Here is a 23,768-nt window from a genome sequence, read left to right as displayed (position 1 = left end):
ACATACTTCATGCAACTATCGATATCAGGGATATCGCCGCAATATAATTCCGCCAACCCCAAAAGGGCTAAAGGAATAAGCTCTAAATCAGTAATACTAGAGAAATAACCTCTCGCTGCATGTGGTTGTGCTAGAACATGGCAACACTGACCAAGTAATAGTTTATCTGATTGCGTCGGCTCTGAAATCCTTTCTGTTAGGTCTTTCGTAGAATGATATAATCCTCTTGCATAGGCCAAGCGCGCTCTGATAGCTAGAGTTGAATCAGATTCCATTTCACTGAGAGTAACATCGAGTGATTCAGGATTAATAGAAACAGCAATCCCAAAAAGCGAAACGCAAAGAATTAATATAAGTCCTAATTTTTTCATATTCCAAAGGAGTTCCAAGCTCCACAATCAAAACAATACCAGATCGGTTCGCTGGATATATAACCACATTCACTGCACACATAGCTGTTTTTTCCCGAAGCTAGTGCATCTATCTTTTCAACCAATACTCCAATATCCCCACCAATATTATCTCTCTTTTTCAATAAACTTAATAATTTGAGTTCAAGCTCTATAGGCAAATCGGCGTGGGATTGAAGTATAGATATAGAATCGTCCAACCTACCCATTCGAACAAAAAGATCCGAAAGAGCTTCTCTGGCGTAAAAATCCTTTGGGTCGGTTGAGATAAGCTCGCTGTAGAAGGTTATCATACTGCCAAAATCCGCGCTATCGTAAGCCGCTCGTTCTAGTCGTTCAAAACAAGTCCATGCGATCTCGTGGAACTTCTCACAAAACTTCCTCCACCACTCGATAGCAGAATCCAATTTGCCTTCTGCATAATATGCATCCCCTATACGCATGTGAGCTGAAGGGCATTCGGCGTCTATCCTTATCGCATCCTTGAAAAGCAACCGCGCATTGTGGTATTTCTCATTTTCGGCCATGGAGTTACCCATCATGACCTTATAAAGAGCAAGTTGTCCTTTGTGCAAAATGCTGGCATTCTTCGTAGAAGACAAAAGATCGAAAGCGCTGTCCCATTTGCCAACTTTATCTAATTCCTCCAGCAAGAATTCCTTTGTCCAGCTATCCTTCAGAGTTTTAAAGGATTGCATCAATATGTCGATGGCCATCTCATGGTCGCCTAACTTGGCATAATCCAACGCAAGGGATTTCGACACACGGTTCAGTTCCGCATTGTTTAGTGTTTTTCTATCCATAACACTATGGTGAATCTGAAGAGCCTTTCGAGGGCCGATTTCCTCCCTGACCAAATCCCCGAGAAGTATAAAAGCCTCTGCGTTACCGGTGTCCTCTATGGCCGTTTCTCGTAGTATCTTAATAGCTTTCTTTCTTTCCCCGGTGATGATAGCCCTCAAACCCTCGGTGAATTTATCCTTGTGACGATTTCTCACCAGTTTCTTGTTCTGAAGGAACCAAAAAGCTAAAAGCGCATTGAACACGAATATTAATAGAATGAAACCCAAGCTGTCGGATATCATTCTTCCTCCTCAGAGATGGGAATATCTTCGAGAGGTAGAATCCTTAAGGAATCCAATTCATCACGAAGTTTATTATTTAACCTTTTAAGACGCATTATCTTAATCCGGCTCGAAAGCTGAATGAAGAAAAACACAAGTAAGGCCCATAGAGCGCCGAAAAAAGCGCTTTCGACGACTATGATATTGAGGGGCACATTCGAGAAACTCTGGAATCCGAGAGAAATAATTTCTACACTACGGCCACCGTTCAAAGACACGAATACTATCGCCACTATTACAAACAACAACAAAAGCACTATTTGGACTACCCACATAGCTTATCGCTCCTTAGAGACTAATATTTTACTCAAATTATGAGTTAGAATTCGGAAAGTCAATGAAATATTATTTATGGATAAAGAACCGGAGGTTCATTTTGTCTCGGCGATATATACCCTTCGGCGGAAATCCTTATAATTATTGCTTCTCCCTCGGCTAAATTAGCAATTTGATAAAAAAAACCGGTTCCGCCCATCTCGCTGAAGAATTTTGAGCGGCGATTTCGGATCACTTCGTCTGATATATCTTCGATATCCAAAAATGGCTGATCGAGTTTAAAGTAGATCGATACATTTTTTAGCTCGCCAGGAGGATCTGCAAAGAAAGAATAATATGTGTTATTAGATGTCTGTTTACCAGATGAATCAGTCGTCGAAATGGAATAAGTGAGTTTTGATTCGGTTTCTTTAGTTTGAATATTCTCCTGGCGAACACTAGCAGTTTCAACCAGAGAATCAATAACTATCTGGACTTTTTTCTGTGCAGCTTTAGCTACCTCCACTACCCTTTCTTTAAGCTTGCTTTTATCCCTTTTAAGTGCGGCTATAGTGTTTTCCTTTGATTTACGAGCCATATCCAAATCCTCTGCATGCTTATTCAATTCTTCGATAGTCTTTTCAAGAGAATTATTTTCCGCACAAGATACATCCAGAACCATAGATAAATCAAGGGTTTTCGCTTTATGGTAATCACAAAGGGACTTCAGACTATCTACTTTCGCACGTGCTAAGCCGAGGTTTTGATCCATTGAATACATTCGCTCTTTATGGGATACATAAACTCGATCGAGTAAATACCATGAAACTCCAGCAATTACGATTATAAGAATAACAAGCAAACCGGAGATAATTCTTGTTACAAGCTTTTTCTCTTCACCACCAGTTAATAGAGAAACAAGAAAGGCTAAAGCCGCAGCTACTATAACCAGCCCCGGTATTATGTAGGGAATAAAATCATAAAAATTCATCATCCGGTAATCCCTTCCGGAATGGGTTAATCGAAATGGGTTAATTTACTTAACACTATCGACTTGTGCGAACAAATTAAAATATATTATTAAGTGCACAAATGTCAAGTAGAATTAAATGCGAAAAGAAATACAGCTTTTATTTTTCCTGAAAGTTTACTATCCTAGTAAATAATAATCGAGAATAAAAGCTATATACTCTCAGATCAAAATGGAACATATTATGCTAATAAAATTAAGCAAATAAATAAAGGGTGTTTTTAAATGGAACTATGACCCTATGGTCATAGTTTATCCTTGACTTAATCATATTTGAATATACCTTATGATATTATAAAAATGAATATTCAAATTTAATTTTTAAAAAGGAGACCAAATGAAAGAATTCACCGATGTCGCATTGAATGCGGCGAAGGCTGCTGGCGCGGTTTTCGCCGACATGAGAATTGTCGATGAGCGACAAAACAGGGTCTATGTTGAAAGAAAATCACTAAAACTTATCGATGAAACCGAAAGCTTTGGTTATTGCGTTCGGGTTCTCGTCGATGGTGCATGGGGTTTTGCCTCGAACACAAAACTCACCACTGACGAAGTTGCAAAAACGGCTGCGCGTGCTGTCGCTATAGCTCGAGCATCTAGGAAAGCTCCTAAAAACCCTCCGGCTATTATGACACCCGAAACGGGACATATAGATACGAAAATCGGCCCATGTATCGAGGACCCTTTCGCAGTACCTAACAAAGACAAAGCAGAGCTGTTGCTCAACTGCACCAATACGATGCTCGAACAACCCAATATCGTTATGGCTTGGGGTTTCCTGCAATTCATTAAAATGCACAGAATCATCGCCAACACCGATGGAAGCTATCTCGATTTAACCAACAATTTCGCAAATCCGATGCTCTCTTGCCATGCTGTCGATGCCGGCGAATCACAGAGCCGAGGCTATCAGGGCGGCGCGAAGCAGGCGGGGTTCGAGTTCATCAGAAAGGTCGATCTCGAAAGTAATTCAAAAAAATGGGCGGAAGAGGCCTTGCTCAAGTGCCACGCAGATGATACACCTAAAGGCATCATGGATCTCGTGCTCGACCCGATGCACCTCTCACTTACAATGCACGAATCAGTCGGTCACCCGACCGAACTCGACCGCATTCTCGGATGGGAAGCCAACATGGCCGGTCGGAGTTTCGTTAATCCTAAAATGGTCGGTGACTATAAATATGGAAGCGATATCGTCAATTTCACGGCGAACAATACTCTCGAAGGCGGCCTTGGAAGCTGGTTCTATGATGACGACGGAGTCGAATTATACAGTTTCCCAATGGTCAAAGACGGCGTTCTTGCAAACCTCGGATGCACGCGCGAAACAGCGCCCTTAATCGGATGGAACAAGTCCAACGGTTGTTGCAGATCCGACGGTTTCGACCATCCGCCGATTAATCGAATCCCAAATCTATACATGGAGCCCGGAACCGATGACAACCTCTCCCCCGATGACCTCATCGCGGGAATCGACCGCGGAGTATATATCGAGGGAATGGGCAGCTTCTCCATCGATCAAATGCGCAACAATTTCCAGTTTGGCGGCGATATGTTCTGGATGATCGAGAACGGCCGCAAAACTAAACCGCTTAAGAAGGTTACTTATCAAGCCCAAACAACGCAGTTCTGGAATAGCTGCGACGCTATCGCCGGCAAAAAATGGTGGAACACACACGGCGTAATGAATTGTGGCAAAGGCGAACCGATGCAGGTCATGCGTATGACTCATGGTGCAAGTTTTACCAGATTCCGCAATATAGCGGTAGGAGGTGCGCAATTATGAGAAACCACGAAGAAGTAAAAAAATTAACCACGAAGATTATTGAGTTGGCGAAGAACCATACCGCGCAAGTCTATTATTCATGGGGCAAATCGCTAGCGACGCGTTTTGGCGAAAACGCCATTACCCAAAACATGGGCGGCGAACAGGAAAATGTTCGCATCGAGATTTACAACGGCCTGCGCAAGGGAAGCATGGTCACAAATAAACTCGACGATAATTCATTAAAGCACCTCGTCGATGTCGCGATTAAGATGTCCGAAGACGCCCCGGAGGACCCGGAGCTTATGGAAATTATCGAGCAGCAAGAATATCTGGACCCGCCGAAGCGCTTTTTCCGGGATGTCGTCGAATTGACTCCCGAACAGATCGCCGAAGATGTCAAAGTCGTAGTCGATGGCGCGAAGGCCAAAGGTTATCGCGCGAGCGGCCTTTTCGAAGCCGAAGCTCAAGTCGAAGCTATAGCAAACTCGAAGGGGCTTTTTTCCATAGAGGATTTCACGGTAGTAGATTATAGCACTACAATCCACGGCCCGAAAGGAAGCGGAAAAGGGCATATGAATCGAAGCTCTTACGCGCAAATCGACATTTCGAAGATGGCCAATATGGCGTTAGGCAATGCCGAGATGGCCCAAAATCCCGTGGATATCGAACCCGATGATTATACAGTCATCTTCGAACCATTAGCCACGTCTGAGATGTTTTGGTTCCTCTTCCATAATCTCAATGCCCGCGACGCAGATGAGGGAACTACCGTTTTCGCCGGAAAACTCGGAGAAAAGATGTTCTCCGATAAAGTAAATATCAATCTCGTAACCGACGACGAAGAGCTTCCGCCACCCTCATTCGGAGCGGACGGGCTTCCTGTCGAGCCAAATACAATCGTCGAAAAAGGCGTATTAAAAGCCCTGAGATACGACCGTTTTTGGGCTAAAAAAACCGGGAATGAACCGGACGCCACAGCCTATCCGGTTGTAATGGACGGAGAAGATAAAAGCGTGGAGGACCTTGTTAAGAGCTGTAAAAAGGGACTTCTCGTGAAAAATCTTTGGTATATCCGTTATGTCGATCGCAAGGAATTGCTCCTTACCGGCATGACCCGCGATGGGGTCTTCCTCGTCGAGGATGGCAAGATAGTCGGTCCGGTTAAAAACATGCGCTGGAACGAGTCTCCGATAGTATTTCTTAATAATATCGTCGCTTTGTCTCGGGCGGAAAGAATCAATAGTAATGTGAAACTGCCCGCTATTATGAGCGAAGGCTTTACTTTTAGCTCTAAGACCGAATCGCTATAATTATTAACTACAAGTATCGGAGTGATCCTCTATTTTTATAGCCGGATTCGACTCCGATACTTTTTAAAATTTTTCGTTTTAAAAAAAATACTTTGGAAATTCTCGAAAAAATAAAACCACGAAACCTCGATGACGGACTCGAAACAAGTAATCCTCAGGATTCTTGCTTTGCTCCCGATGTGTTATGTGATATCTTCGAAGAGATAATAAGATCGCCGAAGCAGATTCACGGCGCTGTTCTCGGATGCAAAGGCAAAATCTTTGCTGAAGCTTATAGTAGCAGTCATAATGAGTTGGTTTTACATCCCATGATGTCCGTTACAAAGAGCATCACATCGTTGCTTTTAGGTATAGCTATTGATAAGGGATATATAGAAAGCGAGAATATCCGTCTCATAGAATATTTCCCTGAATTCAACGGTCATTTCGATGATAAGCTTAAACGCGAGATAAGGCTAAAACATATCTTAACACACACATCAGGTTTCTTTTGGCGCGAATTGGGCATAGATTACGAATCCAACGAAAACAGCCATTTTCTTATGGAAAACTCACCGGATTGGTTCGAGTTCATTTTATCTAGGCCTATGGAACACATTCCCGGGGAGATCTTCGAGTACAATACCGGGGCTTATCACCTTTTTTCAGCAATCCTGAAGCGTGCTACCGGGCTTTCTGCAGATAAATTCGCCTATCAAAACCTCCTCGAACCACTGATGATCGAGGGTTTTACCTGGTCCCGAGATAATCTCGAATACCCATGTGTGGCTGGTTCTCGCAGTGGGGTCTCTCTAACACCAAGGAGTCTTTTAAAAATCGGATTCACTATCTTGAACAGTGGATTATACAAAAATAGAAGAATAGTGAGTGCAGATTGGCTTAATAGGACTCTGTCTCCGGTTCTTAAGGCACCGCAAGGGAACTATTATGGTTATGGTTGGTGGTTAGGGAAGCTTCGAACTTTAAATTGCTATTCTGCAAAGGGTTATGCCGGTCAAACCTTGACATTGATACCGAAACTCGATTTAGCAGCGGTTTTCACTGGTTACGATCTTGAACTAAATAAATCATATGAACATATTTTAGTTCGATTAGTTAGAAAATATTAATTAAAACTATTATAAAGAAGTAAAATGGAAATAATAAAGAAGCTAAGTAAAAAAATCTTGAGTCGGATTCCAAAAGGATTTTCGGCACAAGTCGATGTAATCTCAACTACAACGACATCCCTTAGATTTGGCAATAACGCGATAACGCAAAATTCCATAGGGGATAAAATAAATATTTCTCTCGAAGTATTTCAAGGAAAAAAGCACGGTTCGTCCTCCACTAATCGCCTCGACATCGATGCGCTGGACAGGCTCGTCTCCGTGGCGACGAATATCGCCATGCAAACGCCGGAAGACCCCGAAGCCATGCCTCTTCTTGACCCTCAGGCCTATCCTGAAACACCACAGAGATTCTTTCAAGACACTGCCGACCTCTCCCCTAATGATATTGTCGAGCATATCTCGATAGTGACGGAAATGGCGAAATCCAAGGGCATGAGCGCGGGTGGGCTATATCAAACTGGAATCGTTAAAAAAGTATTGGCAAATAATCACGGCCTTTCTGCCGAAGATAGCTTTACCCATGTCGAATATTCCTGTTCCGTTAGCGGTAAAACTGGCTCCGGCTATGCTAACGCAACAGCTGAATCCATAAACGCCATCGAGCCGGAAGCTCTGGCACGTCGAGCATTTGCCACAGCGGTAGCTTCAGAAAACCCAAAGAACATCGGTCCCGGCGACTACGATGTAGTTCTTACACCGCAAGCAGTGATAGACTTGCTCGAATACTTTAACTATTACCTTTCTCGCCGCGATGCTGATGAAGGCACAAACGCTTTCGCAGGAAAACTCGGTGAAAAAGTATTCGCAGATTCAATTAATATCTCGGTGGGCCAACTCGATCCGGAAATGCCACCTCCTCCATTCAGCGACGACGGACTACCCGTGAAACCAACATTTTGGGTGAAAAATGGCGTGCTCGATCGACTTCCCATGTCTAGATTCTGGGCCAAGGAAAAAGGTGATACACCGGACGCGATAAAATGGCCGTTTACGCTTGGGGGCACCGATTCGACAGTCGAGGAATTGATCGAACAATGCGGCAATGGTTTATTTATACAGCGTTTCTGGTATATCGAGGAGGTCGATGCTCGCGATATGCTTCTTACAGGTATGACCCGTGATGGCGTTTTCGCGATAGAAAACGGCAAGATCGCCGGGCCAGTGAAAAACCTTCGCTTCAACGAGTCTCCCATGGTTGCTTTGGCTAACGCTGTTGCCCTTGGGAAAGCAGTTCGAGTGGGCTCGTATTTCAGTGAACCGCATTATTGGGCTAAAGTCCCAGCAATACTTTCAAGAGAGTTTACATTCAGCTCGAGCACCGAATCAGTGTAGCCTTTTTCTTAAGATAATTAACAAAGCCCGCCATAAGACGGGCTTTTTTTATTTGGTTTCAAGGCAATATTTATTTAATCAAACCTCATCTGAAGCTCGACAATAAGGTTATCCGGCGGATTTGTGCTTTCACCATCAATCATCTCATAATTGATACGCAACATACTAAGCCATTTAGATTCGTCGAAATGAAATGCTAAGCCGAAAGTATAGCGATCGGTCTTATCTAAATCCAGAGGTGGATCGAGATAATCGTATCTGAATCCAGGGGTTATCCAATGAAGAATATCACTCGAAATAGGAATATCATAATATCCATATGCGTAAAGCGCATCTGAAGTCTGATCCCGATAGTCCTTTATCGACATTTCGCTTGTAAGCCCCAGATGGCCATAACTAAATGAAAGCCCTGCACTATAAAACCTTTGGTCCTCAGCTAGAGAGTCGGAGGCATTGTCTTTACCTATAGATGTCCCGCCCATAACCTTAAGACCCTCGATAGGTTTAACTTCAGCCCAGACGGAGAAATTCTTATACTTATTTCCATCGAAGGTATTCATACCGCTACCATTCGTAAGTGAAGCATATGCGGTAACAATGGGAATTTTATATTTAATATATACACCTATGTCTCTGTATGATGGGGAGTTAGCAACTACATACCCTCTTTTTATGAAGTCAATTTTGGACGATGACTTATAATGTTCCTGTGCAAATGGTGTAACAAATTGCCCTAGAGTTAATTGGAGGTTCTCGATAGGTTTAAACCTGGCCTCAACATCCAAAACGCCGATATAATCTCGAACTACAACGCTTGTCGAATCCACCCCATTCACACCCGGATAATTGCCGTAAACAAAAATATATGCTTGAGAGAAGTCATTAATATCGGCAACGAGCCCAAGGCCGGATAATAATACATCGAACTCACCACTGTTATCCTTCTCCTCGGCAAACGAATGCTCGTATTCGCTTTTAACATAGCCGAACCAATAAAGGGTTGAATTTTTTTGAGCTAAAGAAGTCAAGCATAATACTGCTAGGAGTATTAGGATTATGTTTCTCTTCATTTGCTTTCCTTTCTAGTTTAAGAATCATTCTTTCAATTCAGATTTAATAAAATATGCAAAAAGGATTTTCGCAAGCTAAATTTCATCGCTCAAACTCGATATAATTAATAATTTCAAGTCAATATTATAACTAACTGTATTATAATGTAATAGCATTGCGAACTATTATTCATAAATAGAAATTTATAAATCAACCCTAGTATAAGATGACTTTTAGAAATTTTATAACTGTTTTTTATATAAATGTTTCACTGTTATACTTTGACTTATTATATTGTTTTGAGATAAAGTGAATTCTTGACTTTCGAACAGTGGCGTTTATATTACTGCGTTGTTAAGTTCAATCAATGATAGAAAAAATATGGAAAAAAGATTCTATATAAAAAACGCTAAAGACCATGTCGGACAAGAGGTTACTGTTCGCGGATGGGTTTATAACTACCGCGGTCACGGTAAGGTTAGGTTTATTGTAGCTAGAGACGGCACGGGCATGATGCAATGTGTTCTTTTTAAAGGCGAGACCCCGGAGGATACATTTTCTGCTTTTGAAGATATAACACAGGAGTCCTCGATAATTATTACTGGTGTCATTCGAGAGGAACCTCGAGCAGTGGGTGGTTACGAGATGGGTGTCACCGGCCTCAATATATTACAAACCGCGCAGGATTATCCTATACAACCGAAAGAGCATGGCACCGAGTTCCTTCTCGATAACAGGCATCTATGGCTAAGAAGCAGTCAACAGTGGGCGATAATACGAGTCCGTAACGCGCTAGTTTTATCTATAAGGAGCTACCTCGATAATAACGGATTCATTCTCATAGACACACCTATTCTCACAGGCTCCATTGGCGAGGAGGGCCAGACGCTTTTTGAGACTAAATATTTCGATCTCGGTAATGCCTATCTTGCGCAGACTGGTCAGCTTTATTTAGAGGCTGCCATGTTCGCGCATAACCTCGTCTATGATTTTGGCCCTACTTTTCGCGCGGAAAAATCGAAGACGCGACGCCATCTCACAGAATTTTGGATGGTCGATGTCGAGGAAGCCTTCTACGATAACGACGACAATATGGACCTTCAAGAAGAGCTAGTCCGAGCGATAATCGAAGAGACGGTTAAGGTCTGTAAAAACGAGCTCGAAATCCTCGAACGCAACACCGAAAAGCTTCTTGCTGGAGTAGAAAAACCTTTTGCACGAATATCCTATGACGATGCTATCGAGCTATTAAATAGCAAGGGCGAGCAAATTGTCTGGGGCGAGGATATCGGGGGCGCTGCTGAGACGATAATATCCGATTCTTTTGGCACGCCTGTGTTTATCTATGATTATCCAAAGAAAATTAAAGCCTTCTATATGAAACAACACCCAGATAACCCCGATTTGGTGAAATGCTCGGATCTTATTGCACCTGAAGGTTATGGCGAGATTATCGGAGCAAGCCAGCGAGAAGAGAACATCGATGCGTTGGTTGGAAGAATACGCGAGGAGGGCCTCCCAGAGGAGGCATACAGCTGGTATCTCGATCTTAGACGCTATGGCTCGGTTCCACATTCGGGCTTTGGCCTCGGTTTAGAGCGCACTGTCGCTTGGATTTGCGGGATAAACCATATTCGTGAGGCTATACCTTTTCCTAGAATGATATATCGATTGAACCCATAAATTGGAGAGAAAATGAATTTGACTAAAACCTTAGTAGCTATGGCTTTAATACTTACGATTCTACTTTCGGGTTGCGCTAAAAAGGATGAGCAGGTCATCAATGAGATTGAAACCCCAAAGGAAAAAGCTACGATAGAGATACCAACCCTCACAAATTCAGAGATCGATACTTTTCTGAAAATATATCCCATCGTTTTCGAGAAAATGACCTCGAAAAAAGATGCTCTCGAAAAATATCGCGATGACAATCCGGTGCTCAGTGCTCAAGGAGCTAAGGCTGTCGAGGAGCTTGAATCGGAGCTAGCAGCTATTGGGATCGACCTTAATACTTTTAACGCCGTTTACCAGAAGGTTCTTTTCTCTACATATTATTTAATGCAAAAAAAGCGGTCCGAAGGGATTTCCTCTGAGCAGATAGATGCTAAAATTGCGGAAATAAAGGTTCGTGTCGATGATCCTGAGACACCTGCAGAACTTAAACCTCAGCTTGTTCAGGCGATATCAGAACTCGAGGCAGCCAAGAGTTTCAATTCCGAGATTCCTGCTGGGCTTTCTGAAGAGGAGATAAAGCTTGTAGAATCGAGATTCACCGAGATCCAAACTATTATCATGCAGCAAGTAGAGAGGGCTCGTGCTCAGGAGAAAAAATCCGAGAAAGCCGAAGTTCCTAATTAATTGACTATTCAACTAAACTGATGGAAATATACTGCTTAGACTCGATTGTCCTTCGAAGAATAAAATTCGGAGATTCGAGTCTAATTGCAACTTTGTTCACTAAGGAGCAGGGAAAGCTGAGCGTCATTGCCAAAGGCGCGCGAGCCGCTAAATCCAAAAAGGGATTGGCCTCCGCACTAGAGCCACTTAATCGGATCGAAGCGACTATTTATAGTAAAACAACTCGTCAGATGCAGGTTTTATCATCCGCCGAGATACTTGATGATTACTATGTTATCAAAAAAGACTACGACAGGATTCAGGCGGCAGTTTCAATTCTTACTGCAATAGATAAGGCTGTTTTCGAGGGAGAATCATCGGATTCAATATGGAGGGTTCTTATAAATTCGCTCATAGGATTGAGTGACTGCGATATCGAGAATATTTCATCTGAAATTCTTAGCTTTCGTTGTGGATTGATCGATGCTGGAGGCTACTCACCCATAGTTCAATCATGCTCTATTTGCGGAGGTGATCTTTCTGAAAAGGGCTCGCTTTTCTCAGCTATTCACGGGGGAATTGTTTGCTCGAAATGTGCTTCCATAGGTATAGCACTTGACTATGCTGATATTGAGTTACTCCAATTTCTTTTTTCTCCAGATAAGCAAATTTATTTCTCCATTCCAGAGAACAAAATTAACAAGATAGAGGCTATAATTAAACATCATGAGGAATTCCATAGGGGTTAAATCATGATACTTGAGCCAAGCTCAAAATTTTATTTCTTGACAAAGCGAAGAGAATTCATAGAATATTCGCTTGTCCTATAAAAGGATGATATTCGTTCTTTACATATTATTGACCCTCATCGGTATCATACTCCTTTTGTTTTTAACAATGATATTTGCACCGGTAACCGTAGATTTAAGGGTAACCGATACTAGATATCACGCTAAGATCAAGTATATTGGGTATTGGATGGAGTTTTCACCAAACAGAAAAAGAACAGGTTTCCTGTTTCATAAATTTTCTAATAAAGATAAAACTCCCTCGAAAAAACAAAAAACAAATGAAACCAAAGCCGAGGATAAACATACAAAAAATAAGGCTTCAAGAAATGTGGGTCTAAGTTTTTGGTATTCGCATAAAGCAATACTTATCAAAGTTGTTAAAAGCGTTTTTAGGTTCACTTTTAAGGTGATTGCAAGCTTCCGCGTAAAAATCCTTTCGACCAGGATTGGTTTTGGTAATGACGATCCTGCATTGACTGGAATGATATTCGGGTGGGTTTCAGCCTTGAAATCTTCTTTTGCTTTTTTCGATAGCTTGGATATTACTTACGATTTTTATCCACAAGCTAAATGTGATTTTAGTTTGCATATTAGAGCCAGAAACAATATATTCAATATGATATTCGTGCCATTTGGGTGTTTGGTCTGGCGCTTACCCAAGATTGAGCTTTTCAAAATGTATCGCGAATATAAGAAGCTTAAAAAATCTCGAGAGGCACAGCCCCTTGAGGTTTAGGATTAAATTCACAGCGGGGAGGTATTATGTTCGCTGAAGAGGTTTTAAAGGTAATTTTACAAAATGTCGAAACGGTCGCAAAAGCGAAAACCATAATTGGCGATCCAATCGAATTGGGCGGTAAGACAGTTGTTCCAATTTGTAAGGTTAGCGTGGGTTTCGGTGCTGGTGGTTCCGAAGCAAAAAACGAAAAAAATAATAATATCGGTGGCGGTGGTGGTGGAGGTTTCACTGTCGAGCCTATTGCTTTTCTCGTTATAAACGACAAGGAAGTCAATTTACTTCCGGTTAAACCGGATAAAATAGGCAACTTCGCCAAAACCATTCCTTTAACGGTCGAGAAGATCGGAGAGATGGCAGAAAAGGCAATGGCCGCAAAACAGAAGAAAAACAAAGAATAGTTCAGGAGGAGAATAAGTGCCCAATACACAAGTCGATAAGTCCGCTGAAAAACGCGTTAGACAGGATAAAAAAAAGCGTGCACATAACCGTGTCATGAAAGGTTATGTTCGCGATATGATGCGTCAGGTTCGCACTGCGCAAAATAAAGAAACAGCGCTTGAGGCGTTGCCACACGCATATAGTGTTTTAGATAAAGCCTCTAAAAAGGGGATTATCCATCATAAGACTTGTGCAAGGTTGAAGTCGAGAATTGCCGTTAGGGCGAACAAGATAAAAGCCTCCGCTAAATAAAGCATCTATTTTTTTGAGGGCAGCAAACTTTTGGCGAATCGCCACAAGAGCTTTCGCTCAGAAATAATCGCTTTAATGGTGCCGGGTATATCAATACCATCGAAGGAATTCCTGCCAAAACGGTCATCGATGATTTTGCAGATGCTTTCTATATCGCTGTTTTCCAAGCTGGCAAAAATATTCTTGGCCTTCCAATAGAAGGACATTTGTTTGCCTTTAGCCCTATCCCACGAGGAAGCGTATACAGCCAGTATTTTCTCGGTCTCCTCGGGTGATTTGCCATTTATTGAAACCGCTGCTATATCACCGGCAAGCTTACCGGAAAGAAGCGCATTAGCTAAACCACCTCCCGATATTGGATCAGATAGTCTTCCTGCATCCCCAGCGAATAGCACATTCCTATAGGCGATTTTTTCGAGGCGTTTCGCGGTTGGAACATTACCACTGGCTATTTCAATAATCTCTCCATCGTTTCCAAATCGAGTATCGATAAATTTCTTAAGCAGGCTCCATGCTGTAGCTTTTGTCTCCAAATAAACAGAGGGATTTATTCCTATTCCTACATTAGCGATGTCCTCGCCCTTTGGAAATACCCAGGCATAGCCCCCTGGAGCGAGTTCTTTTCCCACATGGAATTCAGGGAATCCTTCTTGAAGATTTATTCCAGTCATTACAACTTGTGCCGCAACATGCATCTGGTCGGGAGCTAAATATTCACGGGGAAATAGCGATTTTGCCATAGTGGCCTCTACCCCATCGGCACAAATGAATATCTTGCTTTTGATGGTAAGCGATTCACCCCTCCAGTCGATATTCAACCCGACTATACAATCGTGTTCCCACACAAATTCCCTCGCTGTCGCCGACACTAGAACCTTGACGCCTTTTTCTCCGGCCATGGCGAATAAATCTCTATCGAAAACCCTTCTTTCAAGAATATAACCGGCTTTTGGATGCCTAACAGTAGTTTTCAATCCGGAAGGTGAAACGAGGATCGCGCCGATAATCGGCGCAGCAATCCATCTTTCTCGGATAATCGGCATTACATCTGTAAGCCCGGTGTGACTGATGCCCTCCGCGCAGAGTTGGGGAGCACCTACAACAGGTTTTTTTTCAATAAGAAGAACCTTAGCGCCTTTTTCCGCCGCAACCCTTGCGGCAGTCGAACCAGCTGGCCCTCCCCCAATAACTATCACATCGTATTGGTTCTCAGGGGGTCGTATCGCTGGCCAAGATGTGCTTTTTTGCTCCAGATAAAGCGCTCCATGTGGACAGAAAGGGATACATTTCCCGCATTCGGTGCAATTGCTTTTTATACGAATTTTGCTATTTTGAATAAATATTGCATCGATCGGACATGCACAACAACATCCTCCGCAACCACAACACCTTTCGTTAAAAACCGAGATCAAAGCGCTGACTCCACGAACGCAGTTATCCTTCGTGTATCTCCGGCAAAAACAAGATAATCGTTTCTCGCTATCTTGAAGTCAGTTTCGTCGGGGAATGCCATTTTTACGAAGCCTTGTTTGGTGTAGCGTCTAGCGATGAAAACAAGGTAAAATCCCTTATCTGTAATTTCGAGTTCCTGAATTGATTTATCTATAAAAGATTCTGGTGCTAAAACTCTAATAATGGAGGAATTAACTGAAAGGTCTATCTGTTCAGAATCGGCAAGTATCAATTTTTCGGCAAGATGGTGCCCCATTTCGTCCTCGGGGGTAACAACCATATTCACCCCAATCTTTTTAAATATCCTTGCCTGTTTTGGATTCGATGCTCGCGCAACAATAAGCGGCACACCATACTGTTTCATATATAGACTAACTAAAAGTGCAGTTGAAAAATCATCTCCGATACCCACAACACCTGCGTCGTAGTTTTGTTCAGTTAACTTAGCTCCTATTGCCTCACGGTCGATAGCATCAAGTATGAAAGTCTCAGCCACGAGGCTTCTTAATAAAAATAATCTTTTTTCATCTGTATCTATTACCGTAACTTTAGAGCCAAGTTCGGAAAGACGATTTGCCGTAGCATATCCGAAACGACCTGCACCAATAATTATTATTTTTTTCATAATCGCTCGTTTCCTAACCTATCATTATATTTTCTTCGATGTGATCCATGCGTTTAACATTTATATGTCTCGACACCGAAAACAGGAATGTTAGCGGGCCAACTCTTCCTAAAAGCATAGTGCATATCAGAACTATTTTGCTCGAGGTACTGAGGTCGAATGTTAGTCCGGTAGAAAGGCCGACTGTCCCGAAAGCACTAACGACTTCAAAAAAGACATCTATGAAACGCCATTCAGGATGGCGACTAAATTCAAAAGCACTTACAAGAAACGTCCCTAAAACAATGACTAATCCCGAAAGAACTATTATCATTGCAGCAACTGTTATTATCTCAGAAGATAGAGAGCGATGGAATAGATTAGTTTTATCGTTGCCCATTAATTTGCTTTTAATAGCTCCAAAAACAACAGCAATAGTAGTAGTCTTAATTCCTCCTCCAGTAGAGCCGGGGGAAGCCCCGATGAACATAAGCACAATAATAATAAACAACGCCCCTGGAGCCAAAGACCCTATTGCAATTGTATTAAATCCCGCTGTTCTGGCCGTTACCGATTGAAAAAAAGCTGTCAATAAATTGACGCCAAAACTATGTTGTCGCATAAGGTTATTTTTATCCCCAAGCATCAGGAATATCATTCCTAGACCAATAAGGATAAAAGTGGTTGTAATAACAATCTTAGTTTGAAGACGGAAATGAGGCACTCTTCTTTTTTTAGACTTAAACGAGCTAAAAATGTATCGTCCAATATCGGCTAAAACAACGAAACCAAGACCTCCAAGGATAATCAGTGTAGCAAAGACCAGTGTCATTTTCCAGTCGCTAGTAAATAGAATAATGTTATTATCCCAAATTGAAAAACCTGCGTTACAAAACGCACTTACGGAATGGAATAAAGACCAGAAAAAGCGCGAGTGAATAGCATCTTGATATTGACCAGAAAAAATATAAAGCAATACAGTTCCAATGGCTTCCGTTCCAACAGTAATACCAACTATTGCTCCTAATAACGATTTAATCCTTCCGAAAACTTGAACATTAAGCACATCCCCAAGAAGCATGCGTTCTCTGAGTCCGAACTCGCTGCGGAAAACTAGCGCGAAAAAAGTAGCGAATGTCATCAATCCTAAACCGCCGAATTGAATAAGGACAAGAATTATAGTCTGCCCAAAACGAGTAAAAAAACCGCCAGTTGGAACTACAATGAGACCTGTTACGCAGGTAGCCGATGTCGAGGTAAAAATTGCGTCGATAATTTTTATACTTTTACCTTTAGTGGCTCCCGGAAGAAGTAATAAAAATGCTCCTCCCAATATTAAAATGATGAAACTAGCAACAAAGATAGTTGCTGGCGGAAGAGGAAGACTTGCCATTCTGGCATTGAGTCGTCCAATCTCTGCGAGTAGCTCTAAGAGAATATAAAATTGCATTAATACAATGTAAATTTTCGTCAAGCTGACCAAAGAGAGTTGATTTAATATGTATCGATAGCCGGCATCGGTGAGAATAAGTTGAACAATCAGCACCTGAGAGATAAAAAGTGCAATGAGTATATATTGAAATGGATGCTCTTTAATGTATCTCCACCAATTGTGAGATATAATCAGCTTTAAAATCGAATTCCCAACAAAACACACAATAATAAAGACATCTACGCCGCCGAAAAAAGGTCTCCATTTTTCGGCAAACCCGCCTTTACCTATTAGCGACAATATCGCCAAAAGAGCAATGAACATCATGAAGATATTCAGGCCTTTTTCTATCTCCTTTTTGCGCGATATAATACTCAATTTGCCCACCAGGCTCTAATATCAAATTCCCTTGCTTTTTTTATATGAGGTCTTCTCCATCGGAACGCTTCATTATTTCTTTTTCCCGAATATCGGCGATTCGTTCGAGTAGCTCTTTATTATCGTTTCTAAGTTTATGGAGTTCCTGTCCAAGTTTTTCACGTGTGCCTTGTTTCATTTTCACTAAAGTTCTAATTATTATCGCTATTCCAGCTACTGCCAAACCTACAAGGACAATTATCGTCGATGTCGAAAGACATTGGCATTGCATAAGTTGAAAAAGCATAATGAAATCAAGCACGATAATGAAAAAAGCCCAGGATAACAAATTTCCTCCTCTAATTAGATTATATTCCCTTATTGCGTTGCCAGTCAGCGGTATATTTATCCAACATCTCTGGTATTTTGTCGATTTTGATGCGTATCTGAAGCATGGTGTCTCTTTCACGGATGGTAACAGTTTCGTCATCGGCAGTCTGTCCATCAACAGTAATACAGAATGGGGTTCCCGCTTCGTCCTGCCTGCGGTAACGCCTTCCGATAGAACCACCATCATCATAGAACACCATAAACCGATGGCGCAACTCCGTCTCGATCTTTCTTGCCATATCGGGCATTCCATCCCTATTAACCAGCGGGAAAACTCCAACTTTTATGGGAGACAATTTTGGGTGAAGTTTAAGCACAACGCGTTTTTTATTTGAATCTGCCTTTTCTGGTTCTTCCTCATAAGCGTCTATCAATAATGCAAGCAGGCACCTATCCACACCACCCGAGGTTTCAATTACAAAAGGAATAAATTTTTCATCGCGCTTCTGGTCGAAATACTCGAAACTCTTACCAGAGTGCTCTTGATGTCTAGTTAAGTCGAAATTACCTCGATTATGAATCCCCTCGAGTTCGCTGAGTCCAAACGGGAAATCGTATTCTATATCAACTGCGGCAAGAGCATAATGAGCCAATTTCTCGTGTTCGTGGAAATGAAGGTTTTCCATAGAGAATGCAAGCTCGGTGTACCACTGGCGCCTCTGTTCTTTCCAATATTCGAACCACTTATCCGCCTCACTGGGATGCACAAAATATTGCATTTCCATTTGCTCGAATTCTCTTGTGCGGAAGGTGAAATTTCCAGGAGTGATCTCATTTCGGAAGGCTTTACCGATCTGAGCTATACCAAATGGCACTTTCTGCCGTGCCGGTGTTCTGACATTCTCGAAATTAACATATATCCCCTGAGCTGTCTCGGGGCGGAGATATGTAATATTTTCTTCCGAAATTACCGGTCCCATATGTGTTTGAAACATTAGATGGAATAGCTTTTCTTCAGTGAAGCTATTCTTAGACCCGCAAACAGGGCATTGTTTGTCAGATGGCAGGTCATCCGCCTTGAAACGGCGATGGCATTCCTTGCATTCTATGAGAGGATCAACGAATTCGTCAACATGTCCGCTTGCAACCCAAACCTTCGGATGCATTATAATCGCTGCATCGATACCCTCGACGTCAGAACGAAATTGAACCATAGATTTCCACCATAGTTCTTTCAGATTCCGTTTCAACTCGACACCCAGTGGGCCATAGTCATATGTGCTTGCAACACCACCATAGACCTCGCTGGATTGAAATATATAACCTCGCCTCTTGCAAAGTGCTACAATATCATTCATTCTAACAGTATTCTTTTTTGCCATTGACGCTCCATAAGTTATTCTGTTCACATTAATGTATAAATATATGCCATCGAGTGATAAAATCAAACCTAATTTGCCTCAATAAATAATGACCAAGTGGTCATTGTGGTATGTGTTCTGCTATTCTCATTATCAAAGTTGAAAATGATGCTTTGTTTTGTATCTTCGATTAATATTTATTTTAAAAGGAGAAAAATGAAAAGAATAATACCTGCAGTGGTAATAGTGCTTTGCTTTGCTCTTTCGATTGCGCAAGGCACTGAGTTCTTTACTTTTTCGCAAGAGCCACAGCTTTTTAGAGACCTTTCTGCAAGTGACATGATCAAGTATCCACCTGTTCGCATGTGGACACTCGACAATGGTCTAAAGGTTATGTTCTGGGAAAATCATCTTACTCCAGTAATAAGTATGAGAGTGGGAGTAAAAACAGGCAGTCAATACGAAGGAAAATTCTTGGGAGCGGGAATAAGCCACAACCTAGAACACGTCGTTTCAGGTGGGACAACATCCAGGATGACCGAAAAAGATTATAATGATTATTTAGCTAGTATAGGAGCTACTTCAAATGCTTACACCACTCGCAGTATAACTTGTTACTATATTACTGGTCCAAGTAAGGAATTTCCGGGTCAGCTTCATGCCTTATCCGACTGGGTATCAAAATGTGCATTTGACGAAAAAGAGCTCGTGAGGGAGAAAGGTGTTATCACACAAGAAATATATAAAGGCCTCGAAGAACCAAGTCGAGTGATGTCAGACCTTCTCTATAAAACAGCCTTTCAGGTGCATTCTGTTCGCTATCCAATAATCGGATACATAGAGAATTTTCTGCGGATTTCGCGCGATGACCTTATCGAATATTATAATTCGTTTTATTCCCCGGATAATTCGATTCTTACTATAGCCGGAGATGCTACCCTCGAAGAGGCACAAGCTTATGTCGATAGCTTCTTCGGTGATTGGGAGCGCAAAACGCATCTTCTTACAGCAGTACCACCAGAACCGGCTCAACTCACAGCCCGTTATGCTGAAGTTACTGCTTCCGTTAAGACGTCTAATATGCGCGTCATGTGGCGTGGAGCCGAACGTGGTGACAACGACGGTTATGCCCTAGACATCCTTACGGACATACTCGCTGAAGGAAGAACAAGCCGGCTATACAAACGCCTCGTTATCGAGGAGAAACTCTGCAATTCGATATATGCAAGTCATTATAATCCAACAACTCAACCACCGATGTTCACAATTGGGATCGGTGATTTCGATTATAAGCAACGCGATTCGATTTTAAAGATAATCGATGAAGAGATCAGGGCAGTTTGCGATAAAGGAGTTGAAAAACGTGAACTCGAACGCGAGAAGAAGCTTCTTGTAAAGAACCTGATGTTCGAAAACGAGACTGTCGAGGACCAAACTAGCTCGATGCTTTATAGCTGCCTCTATTATAATCGCCCGACCGCTCTCGATTTCCTTGTGCCGAAATACATGGATGTTCAATTGCAGGACATCAAAAGAGCAGCAAAAAAATACCTTCTCCCCCAGACAATGAACGTCGTTATTGTCAAACCTCCAACCGAGGAAAATATTGAAGAGTTTGCTGTTAAGAGTGAAGGCAAAATAGAGTTTACTAAGCATGTTCTTGATAATGGTCTTGTTATTGTGGCTGCTGAGAACAACAGTGTGCCTCATTTCGATGTCAATATTTTCTTCAATGCGGGTTTGCGCTACGAACCTGAAGGCAAGACCGGCGTGTCCAATCTTCTTGCAGATTATCTCATGGAGGGCGTAAAGGGTTACCCATCGCGCGATAAACTTAGCGAATATATTGAGTGGAATGGGTATGATGTCGAAACCGGAGGCGGAAATAATTCCCTTTCTCTGGATGGCACATTCCTGCCTATGGACCTCGATGCAGGCATTGAATTACTTGGAAAAATCGCCTTCGAGCCGGTTTTTCCAAAGGAATCGCTTGAAAGACTTAAAGAGAAGAAATTGGTTTCGATTCAAGCCGATGCAAATAACTGGTCTAGAGAAGCCCTTTATTTTTACCGCAAAGTATATTTCGGGAATCATCCCTATGCCAATAATCCTTCGGGCACACCTGAGACCGTAGCTTCCATCACTCGCAACGACATTATTGGTTTTTACAACTCTTATATCCAACCGGGGAACTGTGTTATTGGCATATCGGGACCCATGCCTGTCGATGAAATTATTTTCACTCTGGAGAAATATTTCGGTAAATACGATACTAAACCGGTCGCATTTAAAAAGCACGCTCCACCTCAAATGAGGGATAAACCCGAAACTCATATAAAAAAGACAACTCGTGGTCAGGTTACACTTATGCTGGGTTTCCCTGCACCGAATATTTATGAAGAGGACAGATATGCTCTTGCGAAAATGCAGGGCTTTCTATCGGGTATGAAAGGGCGTCTTCATGACGAATTGCGTGGAGTTCGCGACCTTGTTTATTTGGTTTGGGGAAGCAATTTCCTCGGCCCAGAAGGCGGGACTTTTTATGTGATGACACAGACCAGCCCCGAAAATTTCGACACAGTCAAAGCTGTTATTCTCCGCGAAATCGAGCGTATAAAGAAGGGCGATTTCGGTGATCGGGAGATTGAGCAGGCAGCAGCTTCGATACACGAGGGATTCTATCGTGGACGACAAAAACAGAAAAATCATGTTTTTTCTGCCGCTCTGGATGAACTCTACGGTCTCGGATACGAATATGATTATAAATATCTCGATAACATCGATAAGGTTACGAAGGATGATATAGTGGCTTTCGCCAATAAATATCTTAATAACCCGATTATAGCCATTTTAGCACCGGAAGATTTTGCAAATTCGATAAAATAGTCTAATATTTCGTAAAAAAACCTCAGAACTAACTTGCTCTGAGGTTTTTTGTTGATTAATGATCAAAAAATTATATTTTGGTTGAATATGGAAAAGATTAAAACAGATAAAATTCCTTTATGGGTTATCAAGACTCTGATAATAGCTGGCATTTACGGTTTTTCGGCTTTTCTCTATATAGCCATTAACGACTACAATGCCGGTAAAACAGGCGCTATTCTCTCCTGTAGAATCGATGAATTAATTGCTTTTAACCGCCACTGGGTGTGGCCTTATTATTTCTACTACTGCATAATCGCATTTCCAATATTTATTATTAAAGACAAGCAAGAACTTAAAAAAGGGATGTTTGTCTATCTTATAAGCATGCTTGTTACATCGGCGTTCTATTTTTTTTGGCGAACACAGATGATACGCCCGGAAATAATTAATAACGACCTATCTTCCAGGCTTCTTCAAGGAATATATAATCGCGATAATCCTTACAACTGCTTCCCGAGCCAGCATGTGACATACAGCTTCACTGCGGCTTTTATGACATTGCGGCACAACAAGACCTTAGGCTGCATCGGGCTTTTTGTGGCATTTACTATCGCCTTATCCACTATGTTCGTGAAACAGCATTGGTTCGCCGATTTCCCCTCGGGCGTGGCTGTAGCGGCTTTGGCTTATGCGATTGTTTACAAAACTGGCTTGTTTAAGGATAATCCTATAAAATAGATGAAAAAACCGAAGCGGTGCGCAGCGCGAAGAAATCCATCTAAAGTTGTTGTGCAGAAAAATCAACATAGTCCCTCCTTAGAAGGGTGATGTGTTTATTCGGGCAAGCCGCCTGCAGCTTCCGCAATGAAAAAGGGTGACCACATGGGTCGCCCCTACAAATTATTATATTCCCTTTAATCTGGCTGTTGCGGAGAAACAGCCTCGCGGAGGGCCGCGCAAATTCACCTAACTCAGTAAAATCCCCATGCCCGTAGCGAGTCATCTCCGGGCATTGCCCGGGCGACCACATGGGGTCGCCCCTACAAATCAGTGCTTATTGCTACTTGACAAAAAAACGGGCGACCTCCAAGCCGCCTTAATGTAAACCCATTCTACATTACTTTTTCTCGTTACACAGCTCCAGCTGTGTAACGCCTCTGTCTTAGAAGCTCCGCTTCTTTTTCAAATCGAAGCAAAAGCTTCGCGTGCAATCCCGTCGCATAGCTGGAGCTATGCGACGAGGAAGTCGGGCATTGCCCGGCTTCCTCCATCGTAGGGGCAATTCATGAATTGCCCCTACGCATAGTGTAAACTCATTATACATTATACATTATACATTTTACGTGACTTCCACAGTATACTCGCTGGAAATCCCCGGCTCGCCTAGCTCATTATACGGTGTCGCGCGATAATGAA

At 42.2% G+C, this 23,768-nt stretch carries 22 protein-coding genes; 12 read left to right on the top strand and 10 right to left on the bottom strand.

Annotated features, from left to right (window positions below; genetic code table 11):
* From KAH81_02885 to KAH81_02870, 4 genes are all read right to left on the bottom strand, one after another.
* Positions 1-371, bottom strand: a 371-nt coding sequence (locus KAH81_02885) for a hypothetical protein (protein MCK5832593.1), incomplete at its 3' end; no start/stop codon positions are given.
* A complete protein-coding gene (locus tag KAH81_02880; GenBank protein MCK5832592.1) occupies positions 368-1,495 on the bottom strand; it encodes a tetratricopeptide repeat protein in 1,128 nt (375 codons plus the stop codon). The genes KAH81_02885 and KAH81_02880, both read right to left, overlap by 4 nt.
* A complete protein-coding gene (locus KAH81_02875; protein MCK5832591.1) occupies positions 1,492-1,809 on the bottom strand; it encodes a LapA family protein in 318 nt (105 codons plus the stop codon). Before KAH81_02875 ends, KAH81_02880 begins: the two co-directional genes overlap by 4 nt.
* A 74-nt stretch (positions 1,810-1,883) precedes the next feature.
* Positions 1,884-2,783, bottom strand: coding sequence for a hypothetical protein (locus tag KAH81_02870; GenBank protein MCK5832590.1), 900 nt, complete (start codon positions 2,781-2,783; stop codon positions 1,884-1,886).
* 373 nt (positions 2,784-3,156) lie between these two features.
* Between KAH81_02870 and KAH81_02865 the strand changes: the two genes are divergently transcribed.
* From KAH81_02865 to KAH81_02850, 4 genes are all read left to right on the top strand, one after another.
* The gene (locus KAH81_02865) at positions 3,157-4,605 is read left to right on the top strand and encodes a TldD/PmbA family protein (protein ID MCK5832589.1); all 1,449 of its coding nucleotides are present in this window, start codon (positions 3,157-3,159) and stop codon (positions 4,603-4,605) included.
* Positions 4,602-5,897 (top strand): TldD/PmbA family protein, encoded by a 1,296-nt coding sequence (locus KAH81_02860; protein MCK5832588.1) that lies wholly within the window; start codon positions 4,602-4,604, stop codon positions 5,895-5,897. Before KAH81_02865 ends, KAH81_02860 begins: the two co-directional genes overlap by 4 nt.
* A 92-nt stretch (positions 5,898-5,989) precedes the next feature.
* On the top strand, positions 5,990-7,006 hold the full coding sequence (locus tag KAH81_02855; GenBank protein ID MCK5832587.1) for a serine hydrolase: 1,017 nt from the start codon (positions 5,990-5,992) through the stop codon (positions 7,004-7,006).
* Between the two features lie 24 nt (positions 7,007-7,030).
* Positions 7,031-8,341 carry a TldD/PmbA family protein gene (locus KAH81_02850; GenBank protein ID MCK5832586.1) on the top strand — a complete coding sequence of 437 codons (1,311 nt, stop codon included), beginning with the start codon at positions 7,031-7,033 and terminating at the stop codon, positions 8,339-8,341.
* Positions 8,342-8,415: 74 nt separating this feature from the next.
* Here the strand turns inward: KAH81_02850 and KAH81_02845 are convergent, their stop codons facing one another.
* A complete protein-coding gene (locus KAH81_02845; GenBank protein ID MCK5832585.1) occupies positions 8,416-9,411 on the bottom strand; it encodes an outer membrane beta-barrel protein in 996 nt (331 codons plus the stop codon).
* A gap of 361 nt (positions 9,412-9,772) precedes the next feature.
* Between KAH81_02845 and asnS the strand changes: the two genes are divergently transcribed.
* From asnS to rpsT, 6 genes are all read left to right on the top strand, one after another.
* The gene (gene asnS / locus KAH81_02840) at positions 9,773-11,074 is read left to right on the top strand and encodes an asparagine--tRNA ligase (protein MCK5832584.1); all 1,302 of its coding nucleotides are present in this window, start codon (positions 9,773-9,775) and stop codon (positions 11,072-11,074) included.
* A 12-nt stretch (positions 11,075-11,086) separates the two neighbouring features.
* Positions 11,087-11,749, top strand: a complete 663-nt coding sequence (locus KAH81_02835; protein MCK5832583.1) for a hypothetical protein — start codon at positions 11,087-11,089, stop codon at positions 11,747-11,749.
* A 20-nt stretch (positions 11,750-11,769) separates the two neighbouring features.
* Positions 11,770-12,477, top strand: coding sequence for a DNA repair protein RecO (gene recO, locus KAH81_02830; GenBank protein ID MCK5832582.1), 708 nt, complete (start codon positions 11,770-11,772; stop codon positions 12,475-12,477).
* 70 nt (positions 12,478-12,547) lie between these two features.
* Positions 12,548-13,255, top strand: coding sequence for a hypothetical protein (locus tag KAH81_02825; GenBank protein ID MCK5832581.1), 708 nt, complete (start codon positions 12,548-12,550; stop codon positions 13,253-13,255).
* 26 nt (positions 13,256-13,281) lie between these two features.
* Positions 13,282-13,656 carry a sporulation protein gene (locus KAH81_02820; protein ID MCK5832580.1) on the top strand — a complete coding sequence of 125 codons (375 nt, stop codon included), beginning with the start codon at positions 13,282-13,284 and terminating at the stop codon, positions 13,654-13,656.
* Positions 13,657-13,672: 16 nt separating this feature from the next.
* Positions 13,673-13,948, top strand: coding sequence for a 30S ribosomal protein S20 (rpsT, locus tag KAH81_02815; GenBank protein ID MCK5832579.1), 276 nt, complete (start codon positions 13,673-13,675; stop codon positions 13,946-13,948).
* A gap of 5 nt (positions 13,949-13,953) precedes the next feature.
* Here the strand turns inward: rpsT and KAH81_02810 are convergent, their stop codons facing one another.
* The 5 genes from KAH81_02810 to KAH81_02790 are packed head-to-tail and all read right to left on the bottom strand — an operon-like array spanning position 13,954 to position 19,505.
* Positions 13,954-15,360 (bottom strand): geranylgeranyl reductase family protein, encoded by a 1,407-nt coding sequence (locus tag KAH81_02810; GenBank protein MCK5832578.1) that lies wholly within the window; start codon positions 15,358-15,360, stop codon positions 13,954-13,956.
* Positions 15,357-16,025 carry a TrkA family potassium uptake protein gene (locus tag KAH81_02805; GenBank protein ID MCK5832577.1) on the bottom strand — a complete coding sequence of 223 codons (669 nt, stop codon included), beginning with the start codon at positions 16,023-16,025 and terminating at the stop codon, positions 15,357-15,359. Before KAH81_02805 ends, KAH81_02810 begins: the two co-directional genes overlap by 4 nt.
* Before the next feature lie 13 nt (positions 16,026-16,038).
* Positions 16,039-17,814, bottom strand: coding sequence for a Trk family potassium uptake protein (locus KAH81_02800; GenBank protein ID MCK5832576.1), 1,776 nt, complete (start codon positions 17,812-17,814; stop codon positions 16,039-16,041).
* A gap of 40 nt (positions 17,815-17,854) precedes the next feature.
* Positions 17,855-18,142, bottom strand: a complete 288-nt coding sequence (locus KAH81_02795; protein MCK5832575.1) for a hypothetical protein — start codon at positions 18,140-18,142, stop codon at positions 17,855-17,857.
* A gap of 19 nt (positions 18,143-18,161) precedes the next feature.
* The gene (locus tag KAH81_02790; GenBank protein MCK5832574.1) at positions 18,162-19,505 is read right to left on the bottom strand and encodes a glycine--tRNA ligase; all 1,344 of its coding nucleotides are present in this window, start codon (positions 19,503-19,505) and stop codon (positions 18,162-18,164) included.
* Between the two features lie 195 nt (positions 19,506-19,700).
* Between KAH81_02790 and KAH81_02785 the strand changes: the two genes are divergently transcribed.
* Positions 19,701-22,370, top strand: coding sequence for an insulinase family protein (locus KAH81_02785; protein MCK5832573.1), 2,670 nt, complete (start codon positions 19,701-19,703; stop codon positions 22,368-22,370).
* Between the two features lie 87 nt (positions 22,371-22,457).
* Positions 22,458-23,090 carry a phosphatase PAP2 family protein gene (locus KAH81_02780; GenBank protein MCK5832572.1) on the top strand — a complete coding sequence of 211 codons (633 nt, stop codon included), beginning with the start codon at positions 22,458-22,460 and terminating at the stop codon, positions 23,088-23,090.
* Positions 23,091-23,768 lie beyond the last annotated feature (678 nt).

It is taken from the genome of bacterium (genome assembly GCA_023145965.1).
Classification (GTDB): Bacteria; UBP14; UBA6098; order UBA6098; family UBA6098; genus UBA6098.
This window is presented reverse-complemented; position numbering and strand designations above follow the sequence as displayed.

Bases quoted from the DNA above. Each gene is read 5' to 3' on its own strand.
- KAH81_02780 (MCK5832572.1), top strand. From the start codon at position 22,458: ATGGAAAAGATTAAAACAGATAAAATTCCTTTATGGGTTATCAAGACT.
- KAH81_02820 (MCK5832580.1), top strand. From the start codon at position 13,282: ATGTTCGCTGAAGAGGTTTTAAAGGTAATTTTACAAAATGTCGAAACG.
- KAH81_02785 (MCK5832573.1), top strand. From the start codon at position 19,701: ATGAAAAGAATAATACCTGCAGTGGTAATAGTGCTTTGCTTTGCTCTT.
- recO (MCK5832582.1), top strand. From the start codon at position 11,770: ATGGAAATATACTGCTTAGACTCGATTGTCCTTCGAAGAATAAAATTC.
- KAH81_02870 (MCK5832590.1), bottom strand. From the start codon at position 2,783: ATGATGAATTTTTATGATTTTATTCCCTACATAATACCGGGGCTGGTT.
- KAH81_02875 (MCK5832591.1), bottom strand. From the start codon at position 1,809: ATGTGGGTAGTCCAAATAGTGCTTTTGTTGTTGTTTGTAATAGTGGCG.
- KAH81_02790 (MCK5832574.1), bottom strand. From the start codon at position 19,505: ATGGCAAAAAAGAATACTGTTAGAATGAATGATATTGTAGCACTTTGC.
- KAH81_02860 (MCK5832588.1), top strand. From the start codon at position 4,602: ATGAGAAACCACGAAGAAGTAAAAAAATTAACCACGAAGATTATTGAG.
- KAH81_02805 (MCK5832577.1), bottom strand. From the start codon at position 16,025: ATGAAAAAAATAATAATTATTGGTGCAGGTCGTTTCGGATATGCTACG.
- KAH81_02865 (MCK5832589.1), top strand. From the start codon at position 3,157: ATGAAAGAATTCACCGATGTCGCATTGAATGCGGCGAAGGCTGCTGGC.
- KAH81_02845 (MCK5832585.1), bottom strand. From the start codon at position 9,411: ATGAAGAGAAACATAATCCTAATACTCCTAGCAGTATTATGCTTGACT.
- KAH81_02835 (MCK5832583.1), top strand. From the start codon at position 11,087: ATGAATTTGACTAAAACCTTAGTAGCTATGGCTTTAATACTTACGATT.
- KAH81_02880 (MCK5832592.1), bottom strand. From the start codon at position 1,495: ATGATATCCGACAGCTTGGGTTTCATTCTATTAATATTCGTGTTCAAT.
- KAH81_02850 (MCK5832586.1), top strand. From the start codon at position 7,031: ATGGAAATAATAAAGAAGCTAAGTAAAAAAATCTTGAGTCGGATTCCA.
- asnS (MCK5832584.1), top strand. From the start codon at position 9,773: ATGGAAAAAAGATTCTATATAAAAAACGCTAAAGACCATGTCGGACAA.